This is a genomic window from Rahnella contaminans (assembly GCF_011065485.1).
Classification (GTDB): domain Bacteria; phylum Pseudomonadota; class Gammaproteobacteria; order Enterobacterales; family Enterobacteriaceae; genus Rahnella; species Rahnella contaminans.
In genome coordinates, this window is sequence record NZ_JAADJS010000005.1 from 186,524 (window position 1) to 204,929 (window position 18,406).

Below are 18,406 nucleotides of genomic sequence, written 5' to 3' on the forward strand. Positions count from 1 at the left end.
CTCTTAAAAATTTCGATGTATAAATGGTAAGCGTCTGGACGTGCGATTGTTAGCCAGTTAATCTGGTCGCTATATTCAAATTTCCTGACAGAGAAAAGAATGGCTAAGGATCGCGCACTCACACTGGAAGCCTTACGGGTCATGGATGCCATTGACCGCAGAGGAAGTTTTGCCGCCGCCGCTGATGAGCTGGGCCGCGTCCCGTCTGCGTTGAGCTATACCATGCAAAAGCTGGAAGAAGAGCTGGACGTGGTGTTATTTGACCGTTCAGGTCATCGGACAAAATTCACCAATGTGGGCCGGATGTTGCTTGAGCGTGGCCGTGTCCTGCTCGAAGCCGCCGACAAACTGACCGTCGATGCCGAAGCGCTGGCGCGCGGCTGGGAAACGCACATCACCATCGTTTGCGAAGCGTTATCGCCTGCCGCGCAGTTGTTCCCGCTGATTGAAAAGCTGGCGCTGAAAGCCAATACGCAGGTTTCTCTGATAACGGAAGTGCTGGCCGGTGCGTGGGAGCGTCTGGAGCAGGGGCGTGCGGATATCGTCATCGCACCCGATATGCATTTCCGCTCTTCCACCGAAATTAACAGCCGCAAGCTGTACAAACTGGTCAGTGTCTATGTGGCAGCGCCGGATCATCCTATCCATCAGGAAGCCGAACCGTTATCGGACGTCAGCCGGGTGAAATACCGCGGGATTGCTGTCGCCGATACTGCCCGTGAACGCCCCGTGCTCACCGTTCAGTTACTGGATAAACAACAGCGGCTGACGGTCAGTACGATTGAAGAAAAACGTAAGGCGTTGCTGGCCGGATTAGGCGTAGCGACGATGCCTTATCCGATGGTCGAGAAAGACATCGAGGAAGGGCGTCTGCGGGTGGTCAGTGCGGAATATAACCGTGAAACCGACATCATTATGGCGTGGCGTCGCGACAGCATGGGCGAGGCGAAAGCCTGGTTCCTGCGTGAAATTCCAAAGTTACTGGCAACGCGGGAAGCGAAGTAAAATGCCCTTCCCCTTTATGAAGGGGGAAGGGAAAAGACAAGATTAAAAGCGTTTGTCGCGGCCGTGCTCAGACTCTAAGTCCTGTGCCGGTCCGGTAGAAATAATGCCGTACGGATTGATGGTCGCGTGGCTGCGGTAATAGTGATTACGGATATGCGCAAAATCCACCGTTTCACGGATGCCGGGCATCTGGTAGATATCGCGCAGGAACCCATACAGATTCGGATAATCGCTGATGCGGTGACGGTCGCATTTGAAATGCGTGACGTAGACCGGATCAAAGCGAACCAGCGTGGTCCACAGACGGAGATCGGCTTCGGTGAGCTTGTTGCCTGTCAGATAGCGGTGTTTACCCAGTAATTCCTCAGCGCGTTCCAGCGCATCAAACACGCCATTCACCGCTTCGTCGTACGCGTCCTGAGAGGTCGCAAAACCGGCTTTATACACGCCGTTGTTGATTTGCGGATAGACCCACTCATTAATCTCATCAATCGACGGGCGTAACGACGGCGGATAATAATCCCCGGCTTTTGCGCCCACGGCATCAAATGCGCTGTTAAACATGCGGATGATATCTGCCGATTCGTTGCTGACAATCGTCTGCTGCTTTTTGTCCCACAGGATCGGTACAGTCACGCGGCCTGTGTAATCATTCTGCGCACGCAGATAGATTTCATACGCATAATTCAGATGATATAAATCATCGCCGGTAGCGGCCGGGAAATCGGTTCCGAACGTCCAGCCATGTTCCAGCATCAGCGGGTGTACGACGGAAACAGGGATAATGTCTTCGAGCCCTTTCAGGGCGCGCATCAGCAGTGTCCGGTGTGCCCACGGACAGGCCAGTGAAACATAAAGATGATAGCGGTCGCGCTCAGCGGTAAAACCGCCGACGCCGTGCTCGCCCGGTGCACCATCGGGTGTGATCCAGTTACGGAACTGCGCCGCAGAACGTTTGAAATGACCGCCGGTAGATTTGGTGTCATACCAGGTGTCCTGCCATTTGCCTTCGACCAGTTGTCCCATGATATTTTCCTTACTGTCAGTGACCTTTCAGAATTAAAAAGGGCGAGGTGATTAATCACATCGCCCTGCAGGTGCTTTTTTATTGTCTTATTGAATTATAGCCTGGGTTACAGCGCCCTGGTGCCGGAGCAGTGATTACCAGTTTTTCTTGATCAGACGGTCGATGCTGAATGCGCCCGGGCCTGAAGCAAACAGAACGAAGAAACCGCCAGCGATGGATAGGTTTTTCATGAACATCATCTGGTTCACGCCCTGTGCAAAATCAGTATGGAAGATCAGCGCCGTCAGGATGGTGAAGATGGCTGTGATCAGCGCAGTAGTGCGGGTGAAGAAGCCGAACAGGATTGCCAGACCGCCGCCAAATTCTAACAAAATAGTCAGTGGCAGGAAGAAGCTTGGAACGCCCATGGAAGTCATGTAACCCGCGGTTGCGGTGTAACCGTTAATTTTTCCCCAACCGGCAACGATGAACAGAATTGGCATCAGGATACGGGCTACCAGTAAAGCAGTGTCTTGTAACTTAGTCATTTTCTTCTCCAAAACGTAGTGTGCTCAAATTGAGCTTAAAGTGTTACCGGTCCGGTCAGAAAATGTTTCTCGCCGTTACCGCATCAGTTGATGACGAGATAATAAGTCTAACGATTACGCTTTGTTAGCAAGTAAAACTGTTGGAATGATTCAAATAAATTGAACGGCGGAAGGATTGTTATTCAAAAAGAAAAGGGTCGGATGAATAGTCATCCGACCCTTTGATGTGAATGTCGCTAAGCTTATTTGCTGGCGAAAGTCTTGCGGAAAAGCCGGACGGTGCCCCAGATACCAAATGCCCGCCGTGACCAGCGCACAATGCTGCTGGGATGGCGGATGCCGTAGACGGCAATCAGGCTGGAACCCACGACCAGATACTTACGCATATCCACGATTTTCACCCAGCCGCGATCAATTTTCGCTGTGGCATCCAGCCAGTCAGAACCCGCCTCAGATAGCTCGGCGCGCTGGCGCTCAATCTGGCGCAGAAGTCTGACTTTTTCGATAGCGCGGTTAGGGATACTCATAGATTGTCATCCTTTTCCAGCAACGCCCGATCGATATCCAGCTGTTTGCGGGTGAGGCTCAAAAGCGTTGAACGTTTGGCTTTTGCCAGCGTCATCGCGCCTAAAACCACAGCAAGGAACAGCAGAACACCGGTCGCCGTACCGATCGCAATCAGGCGATATGCCGGGTCAATTGCCCAGAAAAGGAGGACCAGCAAACTCATAAGACCAAAGGCGGTAAAAATCAGGGTAATGCCAGCCATGAGCAGCAATTGGAAAATATTGGCCTTTTCCTCTTCCAGCTCAACAACAACCAGCCTGACACGCGTTTCAACCATGCCCACCACCACGGTGGCGATGCGTGAAACGATGTCAAAAAGCCCTTTACCCGGTCCCTGTGGTGCCGGTTTTATCGGTTCAGACATAATTAGCGACGGGCTAACAGAACGCCAATCACAACACCGACAGCGGCACCAATACCGACGCCTGTCCACGGTTTTTCATGTACGTAATCATCGGCTTTGCCAGCGATTTCTTTGGTCTGAGTGGCAATCTTATCGCCCGTATCGCTCAGACGTTCGCGGGTATCTTTCAGCAGGGATTCTGCTTTGCCGCGTAACTTATCGAGTTCAGCTTTCGGCTTATCGGTAGAGGTCTGAAGAACTTCTTCCAGCGTATCTGCCAATGACTTTAATTCAGCGCGCAGTTGTTCTGATGTATTACTAGCCATGTGTAAGTCACTCCATACGTTAACTGATTCGAACTTTTAACATAGCGGATATTCAGGTGATCGCAAATGCGAATTGTCTGTTTTAAAAAGCAAGATCCCGCATTAAAGCGCCGGCCGGGCGCTTTAAGAGAGGGGATTACAGACCCTGAGCCTGTTTAAGTTCAGACTGTGCTTCTTCCAGTTTTTGCTGCTTTTTGGCGATTTTTTCGTGATTGCCATTCGCCTGAGCTTCTTTCAGTTCCTGCTCACGTTCGCGGACTTTCTCACGTTTTTCTTCGACACGTTTCTGGTTTTCAGCTTTAAGCCCAGCATCGGTGCAGTGCGCTTTATTCTCACGCAGTGCCTTTTCCAAACCGTCGACGCGGTTCTCGTTTTTGTGCAGGCGGGCTTCGTCGATCTGTTTCTGAATTTCGTGCTGTTTCGTCACGCAGCTTTCTGGCTGAGGCGCAGCAAAGCTTGCGGTGGTGAATAACATTGCCGGGGCTAAAACGAGTGCAGATAAAGTGATTTTCATCGTCGGGCTTCCTTTTGATGGTTAAGTGATTGTGGCACTTATTTCCGTGAGTAGAGATTTTTTGAATAACTAGCCTTGAAATCATATCACTGACAAATGGGTTGTGATATCAGACAAATCCGCTGTCAGTTACCCTACCTTTAAACGATCACGGTCCAGCTTGGTCAGCCAGGCTTTGGTATGTGGCGGTTCGCAATATTGAATCACAAAGCCTGCGGGCAAAATGGTTTGCAACACGTCCTGTGCCATTTTGCGCTGTGCAGCAGAATCGAGCTGAACGACCAGACCATCTTCCAGCGGAGTAATACTTTTGATATGAATGCCGCGCTCGGTCAGGCTCTGGTAAACATAAAAACCATCGGGCAGTGCCACGCCAGAACGTGCCGGGCGGATTTGCAGCGCGCTGGCCGGTGCCGGAAGACGCGATATCGCCAGCCCAATCATGGCCGCGGCGGCCAGCAGGATAAACAGCGCTGGCCAGATAAATGAGTGCTTTCTCAACAGGCGATTCATTATGCGCTTTTGCCTTTGTTCTGGCGGTCAGCGTGCTTTTTACGCCACAAAACGACAATGGAACCGATCAGCCCGCCAATCAGCAAAAGCACCGGCAGCAGCATCAGGCAATTCATCACCAGATCTTCGTATTTTAGGAACAGCGGCGTTTTGCCCAGGAAATACCCTAACGAGGTCAGGATCAGGATCCAGAGCAGACCGCTCACCCAGTTGAAAAACTGGAAACGGCTGTTGCTCAGGCCCGATAAACCGGCAATTGTTGGCAGCAGAGTGCGGACAAAGGCCAGAAAACGGCCAACCAGCAGCGCGGAAAGCCCGTGTTTATGGAACAAGGCGTGTGCACGTTCGTGATATTGCACCGGCAAATGGGCCAGCCAGCTTTGTACTATCCGGTTATTCCCCAGCCATTTCCCCTGCGCATAACTGAGCCAGCAGCCAAGGCTGGCGGCGGTCGTCAGCAGGAAAATCGTCAGCGGGAAATTCATGGCACCTTTGGCAATCAGTACTCCCACGAGGATCAGCAGGCTGTCGCCAGGTAAAAAAGCCGCAGGCAGTAAACCGTTTTCCAGAAAGATGATCATGAATAAAATCAGGTACAGCGCCCAGACCAGAGAAGGGTTGGCGAGGGTGACATAATCTTGTTGCCAGAGGGCATCGATAAGCGAGCTGATAATTTCCATCTGTCGTGTAAAACTCCATCATTTTCAGTGGGTCAGCATTGACATCAGCGGAGAATATGTCTCGACGCGGCCTGTAAGCTGATAAGGTCGCCATTTCCCTGGCGGGCTATCTGGTTTTGAATTCATCGGGGATTTACACGTTTAAAGCGCTGTTTCATGCCTCGTAAACGCGTAAAAAAACGGGTCTAACTGTAACAAAATAACAATAACTCAGACAGGTAAATATAGCGCGTTGAGACCGATCATTTAAGTCCGGCGCACGTAATGGAAAGGGGTTTTACATTGGCTGACACTACTCGACAGTGTCTGACAGGATAATGCGAAATCACGCAGATGGGGAGAAAAGGCCGGTTGGAGAGAATTTCCGGCCTTAAGGGGAATTTATTTGGTATTAAGCAGCGGTGGATCCAGATGAACAACCGGATTTTCTGAATAGAGATAACGGTCTACGTTAAATTCAAAATCATCGCTTGTGGCGCGGAAAAGCATTTGTTTGGTATTTTCCAGATGCTGCCACATGGCAAGTTTCGAGGCATGCGGATCACGGCGAATCAGTGCTTTAAGGATCAGGTCGTGATCTTCGCACCAGCTCTCAATCGATTTCTCATCAATGTGCTCGTGCAGCTTACGCCAGTAAGGGTTATGCAACCGCTGGCTCCACATTTTTTCAACGATAGTTGAAAGCGCATTATTCTGCGTGGCTTGCGCTACCTGCACGTGGAACTTCAAGTCCCATTCGGAATCACGGAAACGATCTTCCTGGCGCGCGTGCTCCTGAATTTCCATCAGGCGCATGATGTCCTGTTTGGTCACTTGCGTGGCGGCGAACTCCGCGATATTGCTTTCAATCAGCTGACGCGCCTGAAGCAGCTCGAACGGGCCAGCGGTGCCAAACTCGATGCCATTATCAGGTACCACCAGATGGCGCTGCTGATTTGACATCACATGAATGCCCGAGCCTTTACGGACTTCCACATAACCTTCAACTTCCAGCATGATGATCGCTTCGCGCACCACTGTGCGGCTGACGTCCATCTCATCGGAAATGAGACGTTCAGCAGGTAACTTCTCGCCAACCGGATACACACCTGTTTCGATTCGTTCCTTGAGCGTGGCAGCCAGTTGTTGGTAAAGGCGTCTGGTGTCTGTGGATTCCATATGAGTGCTCTTTAAAAGTAGTGAAACCTGCAAGATGCGAGTGTCGGACAGACCTGCAAACCTATTATACAACTACCAGTATACGATTTACGAAAGGTTGATGCACCGTGCATCGGCCACAAAGGCACTGGAGAAATGTCAGAAAGAGACAAACCCGGCAAAGAATTTTACCGGGTTTGTGATTGGCGGATCAGGCTTTCGCGGTTTTCAGCGGGGCCGGGGCTGCTTCTACTGCGGAACGGTTCTGCAGTACGGTCCAGATGATGATTGCACCAAGCAGGTCGAAGACGGCAAGAGCGGCAAACAGCGGGCTGAAACCGATGGTATCGGCCAGCGCACCGACGACCAGAGCAAACATGGTACTTGCCATCCACGCCGCCATTCCGGTCAGACCGTTGGCTGTCGCCACTTCGTTACGGCCAAACACGTCAGAAGACAGAGTAATCAGCGCGCCGGACAGTGACTGGTGAGCAAAACCACCGATGCACAGTAAAGCGATTGCCGCGTACGGGCTGGTGAACAGGCCAATCATGCCAGGGCCGATCATCAGGACCGCACCCATGGTAACCACCAGTTTACGGGAGACAATCAGGTTCACTTTGAAATACTTCTGGAACAGCGGAGGCAGGTAGCCGCCAAGGATACAACCGAGGTCAGCGAACAGCATCGGCATCCACGCAAACATCGCGATTTCTTTCAGGTTAAAGCCATACACTTTGAACATGAACAGCGGGATCCAGGCGTTGAATGTGCCCCAGGCAGGTTCAGCCAGGAAGCGTGGCAGCGCGATGCCCCAGAACTGGCGGTTACGCAGGATCTGCCAGGCAGACATTTTCTTGCCGTTGGTGGTCTGGTGCTGTGCTTCCTGACCATCGAGAATGTAATCGCGTTCTTCGTTACTCAGTTTTTTCTGATCTTTCGGGTGTTTGTAGAACACCAGCCAGCTCAGTGCCCAGATCAGGCTCAATGCACCGGTGATGATGAAGGCGAGCTGCCAGCTGTGCATCAGGATGCACCAGACAACCAGCGGTGGCGCAATCATCCCGCCGATTGAAGAACCGACGTTAAAGTAGCCCACGGCGATAGAACGCTCTTTGGCCGGGAACCATTCACTGCTGGCTTTAAGGCCGGCAGGGATCATCGCGGCTTCAGCCATACCGACAGCACCACGGGCGATCGCCAGACCGCCCCAGCTGCTGGCCAGCGCGGTCGCCATACAGAAGATGGCCCACATAATGGCGAACATGGCGTAACCGACTTTCGTGCCCATGACGTCAAGAACATAACCGGCAACCGGCTGCATCAGGGTATAGCAGGCGGAATAAGCCGCGATAATATAAGAATATTGCTGAGTGGTGATGTTGAGCTGAGTCATCAGCGTCGGTGCTGCGGCGGCAATGGCGTTACGTGTTAAATAGCCTAATACAGTGCCGCATGTCACCAGTGCGATCATGTACCAGCGTAACCCTTTAATCTTACCCATTTAACTCTCTCCCAGTAAATAATCCGGCAATGACAACGCACGCTGTCATGGCGTATTTCGCACCACGCTGCCTGAGCATGGGCTTCTGGCTTCCTTAAAGTGTTTTCCGGGGATATCGCCGCCAGATGATTTCACTGGGAGCGGCCCGATGTTTACGCACTGGTTTATTGTTATCTGTGCGTAAGATCCGATGAGCGTCCTGAACACCAGAATTGTTGCTTCGCCATGAGGCTGACTGCGCCTGGGAAGTGTTTTGCCCGGGCAACAGCGAAAGGACGTGGCAGGTAATCTCTGACGCTCTTGTCCGGGCGAAGCAAAGATAACTTGTCATACAGATTTAAAATTTGAATGACATCACAAAACCACATTTAAATTGTGTGGTTACTTAACTTTTTTAACTACACACTTATTTAATTGAATTTACTGAGAAAATTGATTTTTAGTTGATCCTGTTCACACTTTTATGTGAAGGATTAACATCAGAGACCGGATAACTGAAACGAAATTGGTGTAACAACTTTACGGGTTGATCACATTTCGTCCGTACGCTTAACGCGGCGGTGTTTTGAGTACAGATCGTGCGTTTTATTGTGCTGTTAATCAGAAGAACCCGAGGAAATGGCGCAGGTGCGAGGCGGGAGAGGTTGATCAAACGGCGGCATCACGTGGAAAAGGTGAAATTGGTTTTGTCACATTTGGTACGAAATAACCTGTCATACAGATTTAAAGTTTGAGTGACATCACAAAATGACACTCTGATTGTGAGGATAATAAGTACCCGTGCAGTAAGGCTTCAACGTTATTATTTTACAGAGAGTTAGTGAGTTTATTGGGTCCTGAATTGCCTGCTATTACCGGCACATACCCCTAAAAAGAGCTGGACGACAACCTGAATTGGTGTGATAACTTCGCACCATTGAGAGACAACTCTACAGATTTCATGATGAGGAACCTAAGATGGCGCAGTTTTTAACAGAAGACTTCCTTCTCGACACTGAATTCGCACGTCGCCTGTATCACGACTACGCGAAAGATGAGCCAATTTTCGACTACCACTGCCATTTGCCGCCTGAGCTGATTGCTCAGGACTACAAATTCAAAAACTTGTATGACATTTGGCTGAAAGGCGATCACTACAAATGGCGTGCGATGCGCACCAACGGTGTTCCTGAACGTATGTGTACTGGCGACGCCACTGACCGCGAGAAATTTGACGCGTGGGCCGCTACGGTTCCTCACACCATCGGTAACCCGCTTTATCACTGGACGCACCTTGAGCTGCGTCGTCCGTTTGGCATTACCGGCAAACTGCTTTCCCCGTCCACCGCAGGCGAAATCTGGGAACGCGGTAATGAATTACTGGCGCAGGACAACTTCTCTGCCCGCGGCATCATGAAACAGATGAACGTGAAAATGGTCGGCACAACCGATGATCCGATCGATTCTCTGGAACATCATAAAGCTGTCGCCCAGGACACCCGCTTTGATATCAAAGTGCTGCCAAGCTGGCGCCCGGACAAAGCTTTCAACATTGAAGCCGCCACGTTTGCGGATTACGTGAAGAAACTGGAAGCTGCGGCTGATGTTTCCATCACCCGCTTCAGCGATCTGCGTGATGCGCTGAAAAAACGTATGGATCACTTCGCGGCGCACGGTTGCAAAGTTTCCGACCACGCGCTGGATGTTGTGGTGTATGGCGAAGCGGATGACGCCACGCTGGACGGCATTCTGGCCCGCCGCCTGAACGGTGAAACGCCAACCACAGAAGAAATCGCCCAGTTCAAAACCGGCGTGTTGCTTTATCTGGCTTCTGAATATCAGCGCCGTGAATGGGTGCAGCAGTACCACATTGGCGCGCTGCGCAATAACAACACCCGTATGTTCCAGCTGATCGGCGCAGACGTCGGTTTCGACTCCATCAATGACCAGCCGCTGGCAGAACCGCTGTCCAAACTGCTGGGCGCGCAAGGTCTGGCCGGTGGCCTGCCGAAAACCATTCTGTACTGCCTGAACCCGCGTGATAACGAAGTGATCGGCACCATGGTCGGTAACTTCCAGGGTGAAGGGATGCCGGGCAAAATGCAGTTCGGCTCCGGCTGGTGGTTCAACGACCAGAAAGATGGCATGCAACGTCAGATGACGCAGCTCGCCAATCTGGGCTTGCTGAGCCGCTTCGTGGGGATGCTGACCGACAGTCGCAGCTTCCTGTCTTATACCCGTCATGAATATTTCCGTCGCATTCTGTGCCAGATGATTGGCCGCTGGGTAGAAGACGGCGAAGCGCCGGCAGATATTGAACTGCTGGGCAATATGGTGAAAAACATCTGCTTCGATAACGCCAAACAGTATTTCCAGATTGAACTGAACTAAAAGCACGACGGAGCGCAGATTCCTGCGCTCCTGATAAAACACAGAAATAACAAACTATTATCCCAATAAAGAACGACGGCCACGGGACAAAGTGATGTCCTCAAAGACCGGCGTCTGACCAAATTAAGGTGAATGTGAGATGCAAAGGTTAAATCGCCGTGACTTCCCAGGCCGTCAACATCCAGACAAAATTATCCAGTTCGGTGAAGGCAACTTTTTGCGGGCGTTTGTCGACTGGCAAATAGATTTGCTCAATGAACATACCGATCTGGATGCCGGGATCGTGGTCGTTCGCCCGATTGACACCGATTTCCCACCTTCACTGAGCACGCAGGACGGTCTGTACACCACGATCATCAGCGGCCTGAATGAGCAGGGCGAAACCGTGCGCGACACGCGCATCATTCGTTCCGTAAACCGCGAAATCAATATTTACCATCAGTTTGACGAATATCTGGCACTGGCCCGCGATCCGAATATCCGCTTTGTGTTTTCTAACACCACCGAAGCGGGTATCAGTTATGTCGAAAGCGACAGCCTGAACGACGCGCCTCCGGCCAGCTTCCCGGCCAAACTGACCCGTCTGTTGTTCGAACGCTTCACTCACTTCTCCGGTGCCGCTGATAAAGGCTGGGTTTTACTGCCGTGTGAACTGATTGATTATAACGGCGAAGCCTTACAGGAACTGGTGTTGCGCTACGCACAGCAATGGGCATTGCCGGCGGCGTTCACACAGTGGCTGGAAAACAGTAACACCTTCTGCTCGACGCTGGTTGACCGCATTGTGACGGGCTACCCGCGCAGCGAAATCGACAGCCTGCAGGAAGAACTCGGTTATCAGGACAGCTTCTTCGACAGCGCCGAACACTTCTATCTGTTCGTGATCCAGGGGCCAAAAAGCCTGGCTCAGGAACTGCGTCTGGACAAACTGCTGCTGAATATCCGTCTGGTTGACGACATCAAACCGTATAAAGAACGCAAAGTGGCGATCCTCAATGGCGCGCACACGGCGCTGGTGCCGGTGGCCTTCCTGGCAGGTCTGAACACCGTGGGCGAATCAATGAACGATCCGCAAATCAGCCGCTTTGTTGAACTGGCCATCGCCGAAGAAATCTCGCCGGTGCTGGATTTGCCACAGGATGAACTGACGTCCTTCGCGCAGGCGGTGCTCAGCCGTTTCCGCAATCCGTTCATTCAGCATCAGTTGCTGTCGATTGCCCTGAATGGCATGACCAAATACCGCACCCGCATTCTGCCGCAGCTGCTGGCGAGCCAGGCAAAGAATCAGCTTCTGCCTCCGCGCCTGACCTTTGCCCTGGCAGCGTTGCTGGCGTTTTACCGCGGGGAACGTAACGGTGAAATTTATCCTCTGCAGGACGATGCCCACTGGCTGAGCCGTTTCTCCGGACTGTGGAGCGATGTGCGTAACGGCAGCCTGCCGTTAATCGGGCTGGTCGAAACCGTGCTGGCGGATGAAGAACACTGGGGACGTGACCTGAATACCGTGCCGGGTCTGACGGCGAAAGTGACCGAACAATTGCAGGCGATTGAAGATCGCGGCATGCGTGATGCGTTGGCGGCTTATAGCTAAGAGAGCAACTATGCAAAGTATCATTCAAATTCATACCGCTGATAACGTCGCTGTGGCTTTACGCGATATCGGGGCGGGCGAGCAAGTTGAAGCGGGCGGGTATCGTGTTGTTCTGGCTCAGCCTGTGGTCCGTGGTCACAAATTTGCTCTGCGCCCGATAGCGGCCGGGGAAAATATTGTGAAATATGGCCTGCCGATTGGTCATGCGCTGGCGGCGATCGAACCGGGCGTGCATATCCATTCACAAAACGCTAAAACCAATCTCAGCGATCTGGACGAATACCAGTATCAGCCGGATTTCGCCACCGTGCCTGAACAGATGGCTGATCGCGAAGTGCAGATCTACCGTCGTAAAAACGGTCAGGTTGGGATCCGGAACGAGATTTGGCTGATCCCAACAGTCGGCTGCGTGAACGGGATTGCGCGCCAGATCCAGTCACGTTTTCTGAAAGAAACCAATGACGCAGAAGGCACCGACGGCGTTTTCCTGTTCACCCATCCGTTTGGCTGTTCGCAACTGGGCGATGACCACGTGAACACCCGCACCATGCTGCAAAATATGGTGCGCCATCCGAACGCGGGCGCGGTGCTGGTGATTGGTCTGGGTTGTGAAAACAATCAGGTAGACGTCTTCCGTGAAACGCTGGGTGAGGTTGACGAAGATCGCGTGCGCTTTATGACGTTGCAAAAATTCGACGACGAAGTGGAAGCGGGTCTGGAACGTCTGCGCGAACTGTATGCCGTAATGCGTGACGATAAACGCGTTCCCGGTAAACTCAGCGAGCTGAAATTCGGTCTGGAATGTGGCGGTTCTGATGGCTTGTCCGGTATCACCGCGAATCCGCTGCTCGGGCGTTTTTCCGACTATGTGATCGCCAATGGTGGCACTTCGGTGCTGACCGAAGTGCCTGAAATGTTTGGTGCCGAACGTATTCTGATGAGCCGCTGCCGCGATGAAGGCACGTTTGAGAAAACCGTTCACATGGTGAATGATTTCAAACAGTACTTCATCGAACATAATCAGCCGATTTACGAGAACCCCTCCCCGGGCAACAAAGCGGGCGGTATTACCACGCTGGAAGAAAAATCGCTGGGCTGTACGCAGAAAGCAGGGCAAAGCCCGGTGATGGATGTGCTGAAATACGGCGAACGTCTGACGACGCCGGGCCTGAACTTGCTGAGTGCGCCGGGTAACGACGCCGTGGCAACCAGCGCGCTGGCCGGTGCCGGTTGTCATATGGTGCTGTTCAGTACCGGTCGCGGCACGCCTTACGGCGGTTTTGTTCCGACGGTAAAACTGGCGACCAACAGCGAACTGGCGATGAAAAAGCCACACTGGATCGACTTCGATGCAGGTCGCCTGATCCACGATGTCAGCATGGATCAGCTGCTGGGTGAGTTTGTGGATCTGATCGTTGCGATCGCGGATGGCCGCAAAGCCAAAAACGAAATTAACGATTTCCGTGAACTGGCGATCTTTAAAAGCGGTGTCACATTGTAACTCTTCCGGATACTCGTTAGAATGAAACGGCGTTTCAAATATGAAGCGCCGTTTGCTTTTTCTACGCATCCTACGAATGAGATCTCCGAAAAATGACGTATTACTGGTTTGCCCAGTCAGTCGGTGTTCTGGCCTTTGTGGTCGGTATCACGATGTTTTTCAACCGCAGCGACCGTCGCTTTAAACAGCAGCTTTCCGCCTACAGCGCCATTATCGGCGTGCATTTCCTGATGATGGGAGCCGCACCGGCAGGCATGAGCGCCTTGCTGAACTCCCTGCGAACCCTGATTTCCCTGCGTACGCGCAATCAGTGGATCATGGTAATTTTCATCGTGCTGACGCTGGTTCTCGGCCTGAACCGCGCACATCACTGGGTGGAATTATTGCCGGTCGGCGCAACGGTCGTCAGCACCTGGGCGCTGTTTCGCACCAGCGGGCTGACCACGCGCTGCATCATGTGGTGCTCAACCTGCTGCTGGGTATTCCACAACATCTGGCTTGGTTCGATAGGCGGTTCGCTTATCGAAGGCAGTTTCCTCGTCATGAACGGCTTTAACATTATCCGCTTCCGCCGGTTACAGCTGCGCGGCATCGATCCGTTCGAGGTCGAGAAAAAGATTGTGCAGAAGATGGATGAAAATAAAGCGACGGAGTAGGGATCACTCCGCCGGAAGAGAATTTACTCGTCTAATTTCAGCGGCGGCAATTGAGAAAATATACTCAGCAGGCCTTCGCCCCAGCCTTTGCGGATCATGTCAAAATACGGATGGGTTTCGGTGATCCGGTGCTGCTGCGCAGCACTGAAACTGTGGGTCGGATAGGTCATCACATCCAGCGGCAGGCCGACGGAAAGATTGCTGCGCAGCGTAGAGTCCATCGAAATCAGCGCGCATTGCATTGCCTGATCCAGCGGCGTCTCGAAGTTCAGCACGCGATCAATAATCGGTTTTCCGTACTTGCTTTCGCCAATCTGGAAATACGGCGTATCGTGCGTGGCCTCGATGAAATTCCCCTGCGGATAAACATGGAATAACCGCAGACCTTCGCCTTTTATCTGGCCGCCCAGCAGCAAGTTGCAGCTGAAATCCGTGTTTCCGCCCTGGTTCGCACCGCTGTCGCGGGCGATGACTTCGCGAACCGTGTCGCCCAGCAGGCTCGCGGCGTCATACATGGATTTCACGTTGAGCAGGTTTTCCCGCTCATCGTCTACGCAGCGGCGATGCAGCAGGCTGATAATGCTCTGTGTGGTCGCCAGATTTCCGGCGCTCTGGATCACCAGCACGCGCTCATCACTTTGATGAAAAACATGCAGTTTACGGAAAGTGGAAATATGGTCCACTCCGGCGTTGGTGCGTGAATCTGAAACAAACACTAGGCCAGAGGACAAGCGCATGGCCACACAGTAAGTCATAAAAAATTTTCCTCAGGCGTCAGGTTTATTGTGGCACGTCGAGCATCGCAACGGCTGCGACAGTGCGCATATCTTCGCTGCCTCCACCCAGCCGGATACCGCGGACCGGGCACGCATCAAGATAATCTATGCCGATAGCCAGTTTCAAATGCTGATTCGGTTTGCAGGTGTTGTTGGTAACATCAAAGCTCTGCCAGCGATCATCCAGCCAGGCTTCCGCCCAGGCGTGCATGGCAACATGTGTCGAATCTTCTGAGTATAGATATCCGCTGACGTAACGCGCCGGGATCCCCAGACTGCGGCAGCAGGCGAGGAAAACGTGGGTATGATCCTGACATACGCCGGTTTGCGCTGAAAAAGCCTGCGAGGCACTGTCTTTCACCGTGGTGCTGCCGGGGCTGTAAGGCATTTTCAGCAGTAATTCGCCCATCAGATTGCACAGACTTTCATGCTGATCCTGCGGGCGATAATAGCGGCTGGCGAAATCGCGGATCGCGCCGTCGGCCTGTGTCAGCGGGCTGGTGCGCAAAAAAACCAGCGGCGATAAATGCCCGCAATTATCATCTTCTGTGTTGTCTTCAATTTCGACCACGCCGTTGGCTTCGATAGTGATTGCCTGATGCGGCTGATCCAGCGTCAGCACGTGTAATACGTTGCCGTATGCGTCCAGCGTTCGGGTGGCGTACTCCGGCAGCGTCAGATCCCATGAAAGGATCTTCTGATGGCTGGAATCCTGCGGCGTCAGGCGCAGATATTGCGTACTGTGTTTGACCTGCTGCGCATAGGTGTAATGCGTCTGATGACTGACATTCAGTTTCATTATTGTGCCTCCAGATAGGTTTGATGAATGCTCTCAGCGATGGCGTTGGTCTGGCCAAGAAACTGCATTAACCACGGGCTGAGGCCCATTTCGACTATCTCGTCCATTTCGGTGAAGCGGAGCTGAGCGTGAAGGGTATGAATGCGGCGACGCGGCAAATTTCCCGCTGACCCGCCGATTTCCTCCAGCTGTTCGGCGATAATTTCTACACAGGACAACAGGGATCGCGGCAGTTCGCGGCGCAGTACCAGCAGTTCGGCAATGCGTTTCTGGCTGAGCTGCTGTTTGTAGAGCGTATGGAATGCTTCGCGGGCACTGACGGCGCGCAATAAGGTGTCCATCCGGTAGTATTCGCGCACAGGATCCTCATCGGCATTGAGCAGCTGATTTTTGGCGTCCAGCAGCCTTGCGGTGCTGTCAGCCCGCTCAAGCATGGTGCCCAGGCGGATGAAATTCAGGGCATCGCTGCGCAGCAAAGTGCCAAACATCGCGCCACGGAACAGATGTGAGCGCTCCTTAACCCAGTCGAAGAAAGAATCCGCGCCCGCCGATCCGACGCCCTGACGTCGGATCAGTTTCATCTCAATCCAGGTGGCATTGATGCTTTCCCAAACTTCAGAAGACAGACTACCGCGCACCGCGTGCGCATTGTTCCAGGCCATTTGCAGACAGCTGAAAATGCTGCTGTGGTTGAAACTGTCCAGCGCGAAAAAGTTGAGCAGATTGCCCATTGTTTCCTGCGGATAGTGTTCATTGAATAATGTGCGGGTGCCGGTCATGGTCAGCGGGACCAGCAGATCGTTATTTTCGTCGCGGGCGCTGACGTCACGGATCGACATCATCGACAGCTTATTGGTCACGTCCAGCAGGCGTGCGATATTCTCGGCGCGTTCCAGATAACGCGCCATCCAGTAAAGTTCGCTGGCTGTTCTGCTTAGCATGCGTCACCCTCCGTCGGATCTTCCGACTCTTCTTCCAGCACCCAGGTATCTTTGGTCCCGCCGCCCTGAGATGAATTTACCACCAGCGAGCCTTCCGCCAGCGCAACGCGGGTTAAGCCGCCCGGCACCAGACGGATTTCAGCGCCGGTCAGGGCGAAAGGCCGCAAATCGATATGCCGCGGGGCCAGCCCGTTCTCCACAAACGTCGGGCAGGTTGAGAGCGCCAGCGTTTCCTGCGCGATATAGTTTTCAGGCCGCGTTTTCAGCAACTGGCGGAAGCGTTCGATTTCAGCCTTGCTGGCGGTCGGGCCAATCAGCATGCCGTAACCGCCTGCACCATGAACCTCTTTCACCACCATTTTTTCCAGATTCGCCAGCACGAAAGACAGGTCACTCTCTTTGCGGCATTGCCAGGTCGGGACGTTATTAAGGATCGGATCTTCGGCCAGATAGTAGCGGATCATTTCCGGCACATAGGGGTAGATCGATTTGTCATCGGCGACGCCGGTGCCGATCGCATTCGCCAATACCACGCCACCGGCGCGATAAACGGAAAGCAGGCCGGGCACGCCGAGCATCGAGTCGGCGCGGAAGGCCAGCGGATCGAGGAATGCGTCGTCGATACGGCGGTAGATCACATCGATTTTGCACGGGCCCGCAGTTGTACGCATAAACACCGCGCCGTCCTTCACGAATAAATCGACGCTTTCCACCAGTTCCACGCCCATTTGCTGCGCAAGGAAACTGTGCTCGAAGTACGCGCTGTTGAACCTGCCGGGTGTCAGAACCACGACGGTCGGATCGTTAACCGGTGTGCTTTCACGCAGCGTTTGCAGCAGATGGGAAGGGTAGCGAGAAACCGGCGCAATGCGCTGTTCTGCGAACAGTTCCGGGTATAACCGCATCATCATTTTGCGGTTTTCCATCATGTAAGAAACGCCGGACGGTGTGCGCAGATTATCTTCAAGCACGTAATATTCGCCGTCGCCACCCCGCACCATATCGGTTCCGGCGATGTGCGCGTACGTATCCCGGTGAAGATCGATGCCCTGCATACAAGGCTGATACTGATCGTTTGCCAGAACCTGTTCGGCCGGAACGATCCCTGCTTTCAGTATTTTTTGATCGTGATAGATGTCGTGCAGAAAAGCATTCAGCGCCTGAACGCGCTGACGAATGCCGCGATCGAGCATTTGCCATTCGCTGGCCGGGATGATCCGCGGAACGCTGTCGAACGGGATTAAACGTTCTGCGCCATCATCTTCACCGTAAACGTTAAAGGTAATTCCCACCCGATGGAATAACAGCGCGGCTTCCTCTTTTTTGCGCTGGACCGCCTGTTGATCGGCTTGCTGCAACCATTGCCAGTAGGCCTGATAATGGCTGCGGTGCGTCCCGTCAGCCATTAACATCTCATCAAAAAAGGGTGAATCGGAAAGGTCAATCTTGATCATCATCACCTCACAAACTGGACAGGCCGCAATTGAATCGTTCAATAACAATGAAGATCAGGCATAAAGTGTGCCAGCGTGCAAAACGGGCTGAAAATCAGGGGAAATAAGGGGGGACTGCTTAATTATAGAGCGTTAAAGGGTTTCTTTGCCTGAAAATAGGGCAAAAAAAACCAGC

At 52.8% G+C, this 18,406-nt stretch carries 19 protein-coding genes; 5 read left to right on the top strand and 14 right to left on the bottom strand.

From position 1 onward, the window contains the following. The first annotated feature begins 99 nt into the window (after positions 1 to 99). The gene (locus GW579_RS20085) at positions 100 to 1,005 is read left to right on the top strand and encodes a LysR family transcriptional regulator (RefSeq protein WP_152327312.1); all 906 of its coding nucleotides are present in this window, start codon (positions 100 to 102) and stop codon (positions 1,003 to 1,005) included. 42 nt (positions 1,006 to 1,047) lie between these two features. Here the strand turns inward: GW579_RS20085 and GW579_RS20090 are convergent, their stop codons facing one another. From GW579_RS20090 to GW579_RS20135, 10 genes are all read right to left on the bottom strand, one after another. Continuing rightward, positions 1,048 to 2,031, bottom strand: a complete 984-nt coding sequence (locus GW579_RS20090) for a glutathione S-transferase family protein (protein ID WP_165061372.1) — start codon at positions 2,029 to 2,031, stop codon at positions 1,048 to 1,050. 135 nt (positions 2,032 to 2,166) lie between these two features. Further along, on the bottom strand, positions 2,167 to 2,559 hold the full coding sequence (locus GW579_RS20095; RefSeq protein WP_101074992.1) for a DoxX family protein: 393 nt from the start codon (positions 2,557 to 2,559) through the stop codon (positions 2,167 to 2,169). Positions 2,560 to 2,801: 242 nt separating this feature from the next. Beyond that, the gene (locus GW579_RS20100; protein ID WP_152327310.1) at positions 2,802 to 3,086 is read right to left on the bottom strand and encodes a YqjK-like family protein; all 285 of its coding nucleotides are present in this window, start codon (positions 3,084 to 3,086) and stop codon (positions 2,802 to 2,804) included. Next, positions 3,083 to 3,490 (bottom strand): phage holin family protein, encoded by a 408-nt coding sequence (locus GW579_RS20105; RefSeq protein WP_152327309.1) that lies wholly within the window; start codon positions 3,488 to 3,490, stop codon positions 3,083 to 3,085. The genes GW579_RS20100 and GW579_RS20105 overlap by 4 nt, the downstream gene beginning before the upstream one ends. Positions 3,491 to 3,492: 2 nt before the next feature. Next, positions 3,493 to 3,795 (bottom strand): ElaB/YgaM/YqjD family protein, encoded by a 303-nt coding sequence (locus GW579_RS20110; RefSeq protein ID WP_152327308.1) that lies wholly within the window; start codon positions 3,793 to 3,795, stop codon positions 3,493 to 3,495. A 136-nt stretch (positions 3,796 to 3,931) separates the two neighbouring features. After that, entirely contained in the window at positions 3,932 to 4,309 is a 378-nt protein-coding gene (locus GW579_RS20115; RefSeq protein ID WP_152327307.1) for a DUF1090 domain-containing protein, read from the bottom strand. 129 nt (positions 4,310 to 4,438) lie between these two features. Beyond that, the gene (gene mzrA / locus GW579_RS20120) at positions 4,439 to 4,810 is read right to left on the bottom strand and encodes an EnvZ/OmpR regulon moderator MzrA (RefSeq protein WP_371819843.1); all 372 of its coding nucleotides are present in this window, start codon (positions 4,808 to 4,810) and stop codon (positions 4,439 to 4,441) included. Positions 4,811 to 4,821: 11 nt separating this feature from the next. Further along, entirely contained in the window at positions 4,822 to 5,502 is a 681-nt protein-coding gene (locus GW579_RS20125) for a DedA family protein (RefSeq protein WP_152327305.1), read from the bottom strand. Positions 5,503 to 5,883: 381 nt separating this feature from the next. Further along, positions 5,884 to 6,660 (bottom strand): transcriptional regulator ExuR, encoded by a 777-nt coding sequence (gene exuR, locus GW579_RS20130; RefSeq protein WP_152327304.1) that lies wholly within the window; start codon positions 6,658 to 6,660, stop codon positions 5,884 to 5,886. A 190-nt stretch (positions 6,661 to 6,850) separates the two neighbouring features. After that, entirely contained in the window at positions 6,851 to 8,143 is a 1,293-nt protein-coding gene (locus GW579_RS20135) for an MFS transporter (RefSeq protein ID WP_152327303.1), read from the bottom strand. A 957-nt stretch (positions 8,144 to 9,100) separates the two neighbouring features. On the opposite strand from GW579_RS20135, the gene uxaC reads away from it, so the two are divergent. The 4 genes from uxaC to GW579_RS20155 all read left to right on the top strand — a co-directional run bounded on the left by uxaC (position 9,101) and on the right by GW579_RS20155 (position 14,261). After that, positions 9,101 to 10,513: a glucuronate isomerase gene (gene uxaC / locus GW579_RS20140; protein WP_152327302.1), complete on the top strand. Its 1,413-nt coding sequence runs from the start codon at positions 9,101 to 9,103 to the stop codon at positions 10,511 to 10,513. Positions 10,514 to 10,652: 139 nt separating this feature from the next. Further along, entirely contained in the window at positions 10,653 to 12,104 is a 1,452-nt protein-coding gene (locus tag GW579_RS20145) for a tagaturonate reductase (protein WP_165061375.1), read from the top strand. A gap of 10 nt (positions 12,105 to 12,114) precedes the next feature. Then, a complete protein-coding gene (locus GW579_RS20150) occupies positions 12,115 to 13,605 on the top strand; it encodes a UxaA family hydrolase (protein ID WP_152327300.1) in 1,491 nt (496 codons plus the stop codon). A gap of 92 nt (positions 13,606 to 13,697) precedes the next feature. Continuing rightward, positions 13,698 to 14,261 (top strand): YgjV family protein, encoded by a 564-nt coding sequence (locus tag GW579_RS20155; protein WP_165061378.1) that lies wholly within the window; start codon positions 13,698 to 13,700, stop codon positions 14,259 to 14,261. 23 nt (positions 14,262 to 14,284) lie between these two features. Here the strand turns inward: GW579_RS20155 and GW579_RS20160 are convergent, their stop codons facing one another. The 4 genes from GW579_RS20160 to GW579_RS20175 are packed head-to-tail and all read right to left on the bottom strand — an operon-like array spanning position 14,285 to position 18,231. Then, positions 14,285 to 15,016 (bottom strand): proteasome-type protease, encoded by a 732-nt coding sequence (locus GW579_RS20160; RefSeq protein WP_152327298.1) that lies wholly within the window; start codon positions 15,014 to 15,016, stop codon positions 14,285 to 14,287. A 25-nt stretch (positions 15,017 to 15,041) separates the two neighbouring features. Then, positions 15,042 to 15,836, bottom strand: a complete 795-nt coding sequence (locus GW579_RS20165) for a transglutaminase family protein (protein ID WP_165061380.1) — start codon at positions 15,834 to 15,836, stop codon at positions 15,042 to 15,044. Continuing rightward, positions 15,836 to 16,777 (bottom strand): alpha-E domain-containing protein, encoded by a 942-nt coding sequence (locus GW579_RS20170; RefSeq protein ID WP_152327296.1) that lies wholly within the window; start codon positions 16,775 to 16,777, stop codon positions 15,836 to 15,838. The genes GW579_RS20165 and GW579_RS20170 overlap by 1 nt, the downstream gene beginning before the upstream one ends. Beyond that, entirely contained in the window at positions 16,771 to 18,231 is a 1,461-nt protein-coding gene (locus GW579_RS20175) for a circularly permuted type 2 ATP-grasp protein (protein WP_152327295.1), read from the bottom strand. Before GW579_RS20175 ends, GW579_RS20170 begins: the two co-directional genes overlap by 7 nt. Positions 18,232 to 18,406 lie beyond the last annotated feature (175 nt).

Bases quoted from the DNA above. Each gene is read 5' to 3' on its own strand.
- GW579_RS20085 (WP_152327312.1), top strand. From the start codon at position 100: ATGGCTAAGGATCGCGCACTCACACTGGAAGCCTTACGGGTCATGGAT.
- GW579_RS20090 (WP_165061372.1), bottom strand. From the start codon at position 2,031: ATGGGACAACTGGTCGAAGGCAAATGGCAGGACACCTGGTATGACACC.
- GW579_RS20095 (WP_101074992.1), bottom strand. From the start codon at position 2,559: ATGACTAAGTTACAAGACACTGCTTTACTGGTAGCCCGTATCCTGATG.
- GW579_RS20100 (WP_152327310.1), bottom strand. From the start codon at position 3,086: ATGAGTATCCCTAACCGCGCTATCGAAAAAGTCAGACTTCTGCGCCAG.
- GW579_RS20105 (WP_152327309.1), bottom strand. From the start codon at position 3,490: ATGTCTGAACCGATAAAACCGGCACCACAGGGACCGGGTAAAGGGCTT.
- GW579_RS20110 (WP_152327308.1), bottom strand. From the start codon at position 3,795: ATGGCTAGTAATACATCAGAACAACTGCGCGCTGAATTAAAGTCATTG.
- GW579_RS20115 (WP_152327307.1), bottom strand. From the start codon at position 4,309: ATGAAAATCACTTTATCTGCACTCGTTTTAGCCCCGGCAATGTTATTC.
- GW579_RS20125 (WP_152327305.1), bottom strand. From the start codon at position 5,502: ATGGAAATTATCAGCTCGCTTATCGATGCCCTCTGGCAACAAGATTAT.
- exuR (WP_152327304.1), bottom strand. From the start codon at position 6,660: ATGGAATCCACAGACACCAGACGCCTTTACCAACAACTGGCTGCCACG.
- GW579_RS20135 (WP_152327303.1), bottom strand. From the start codon at position 8,143: ATGGGTAAGATTAAAGGGTTACGCTGGTACATGATCGCACTGGTGACA.
- uxaC (WP_152327302.1), top strand. From the start codon at position 9,101: ATGGCGCAGTTTTTAACAGAAGACTTCCTTCTCGACACTGAATTCGCA.
- GW579_RS20145 (WP_165061375.1), top strand. From the start codon at position 10,653: ATGCAAAGGTTAAATCGCCGTGACTTCCCAGGCCGTCAACATCCAGAC.
- GW579_RS20150 (WP_152327300.1), top strand. From the start codon at position 12,115: ATGCAAAGTATCATTCAAATTCATACCGCTGATAACGTCGCTGTGGCT.
- GW579_RS20155 (WP_165061378.1), top strand. From the start codon at position 13,698: ATGACGTATTACTGGTTTGCCCAGTCAGTCGGTGTTCTGGCCTTTGTG.
- GW579_RS20160 (WP_152327298.1), bottom strand. From the start codon at position 15,016: ATGACTTACTGTGTGGCCATGCGCTTGTCCTCTGGCCTAGTGTTTGTT.
- GW579_RS20165 (WP_165061380.1), bottom strand. From the start codon at position 15,836: ATGAAACTGAATGTCAGTCATCAGACGCATTACACCTATGCGCAGCAG.
- GW579_RS20170 (WP_152327296.1), bottom strand. From the start codon at position 16,777: ATGCTAAGCAGAACAGCCAGCGAACTTTACTGGATGGCGCGTTATCTG.
- GW579_RS20175 (WP_152327295.1), bottom strand. From the start codon at position 18,231: ATGATCAAGATTGACCTTTCCGATTCACCCTTTTTTGATGAGATGTTA.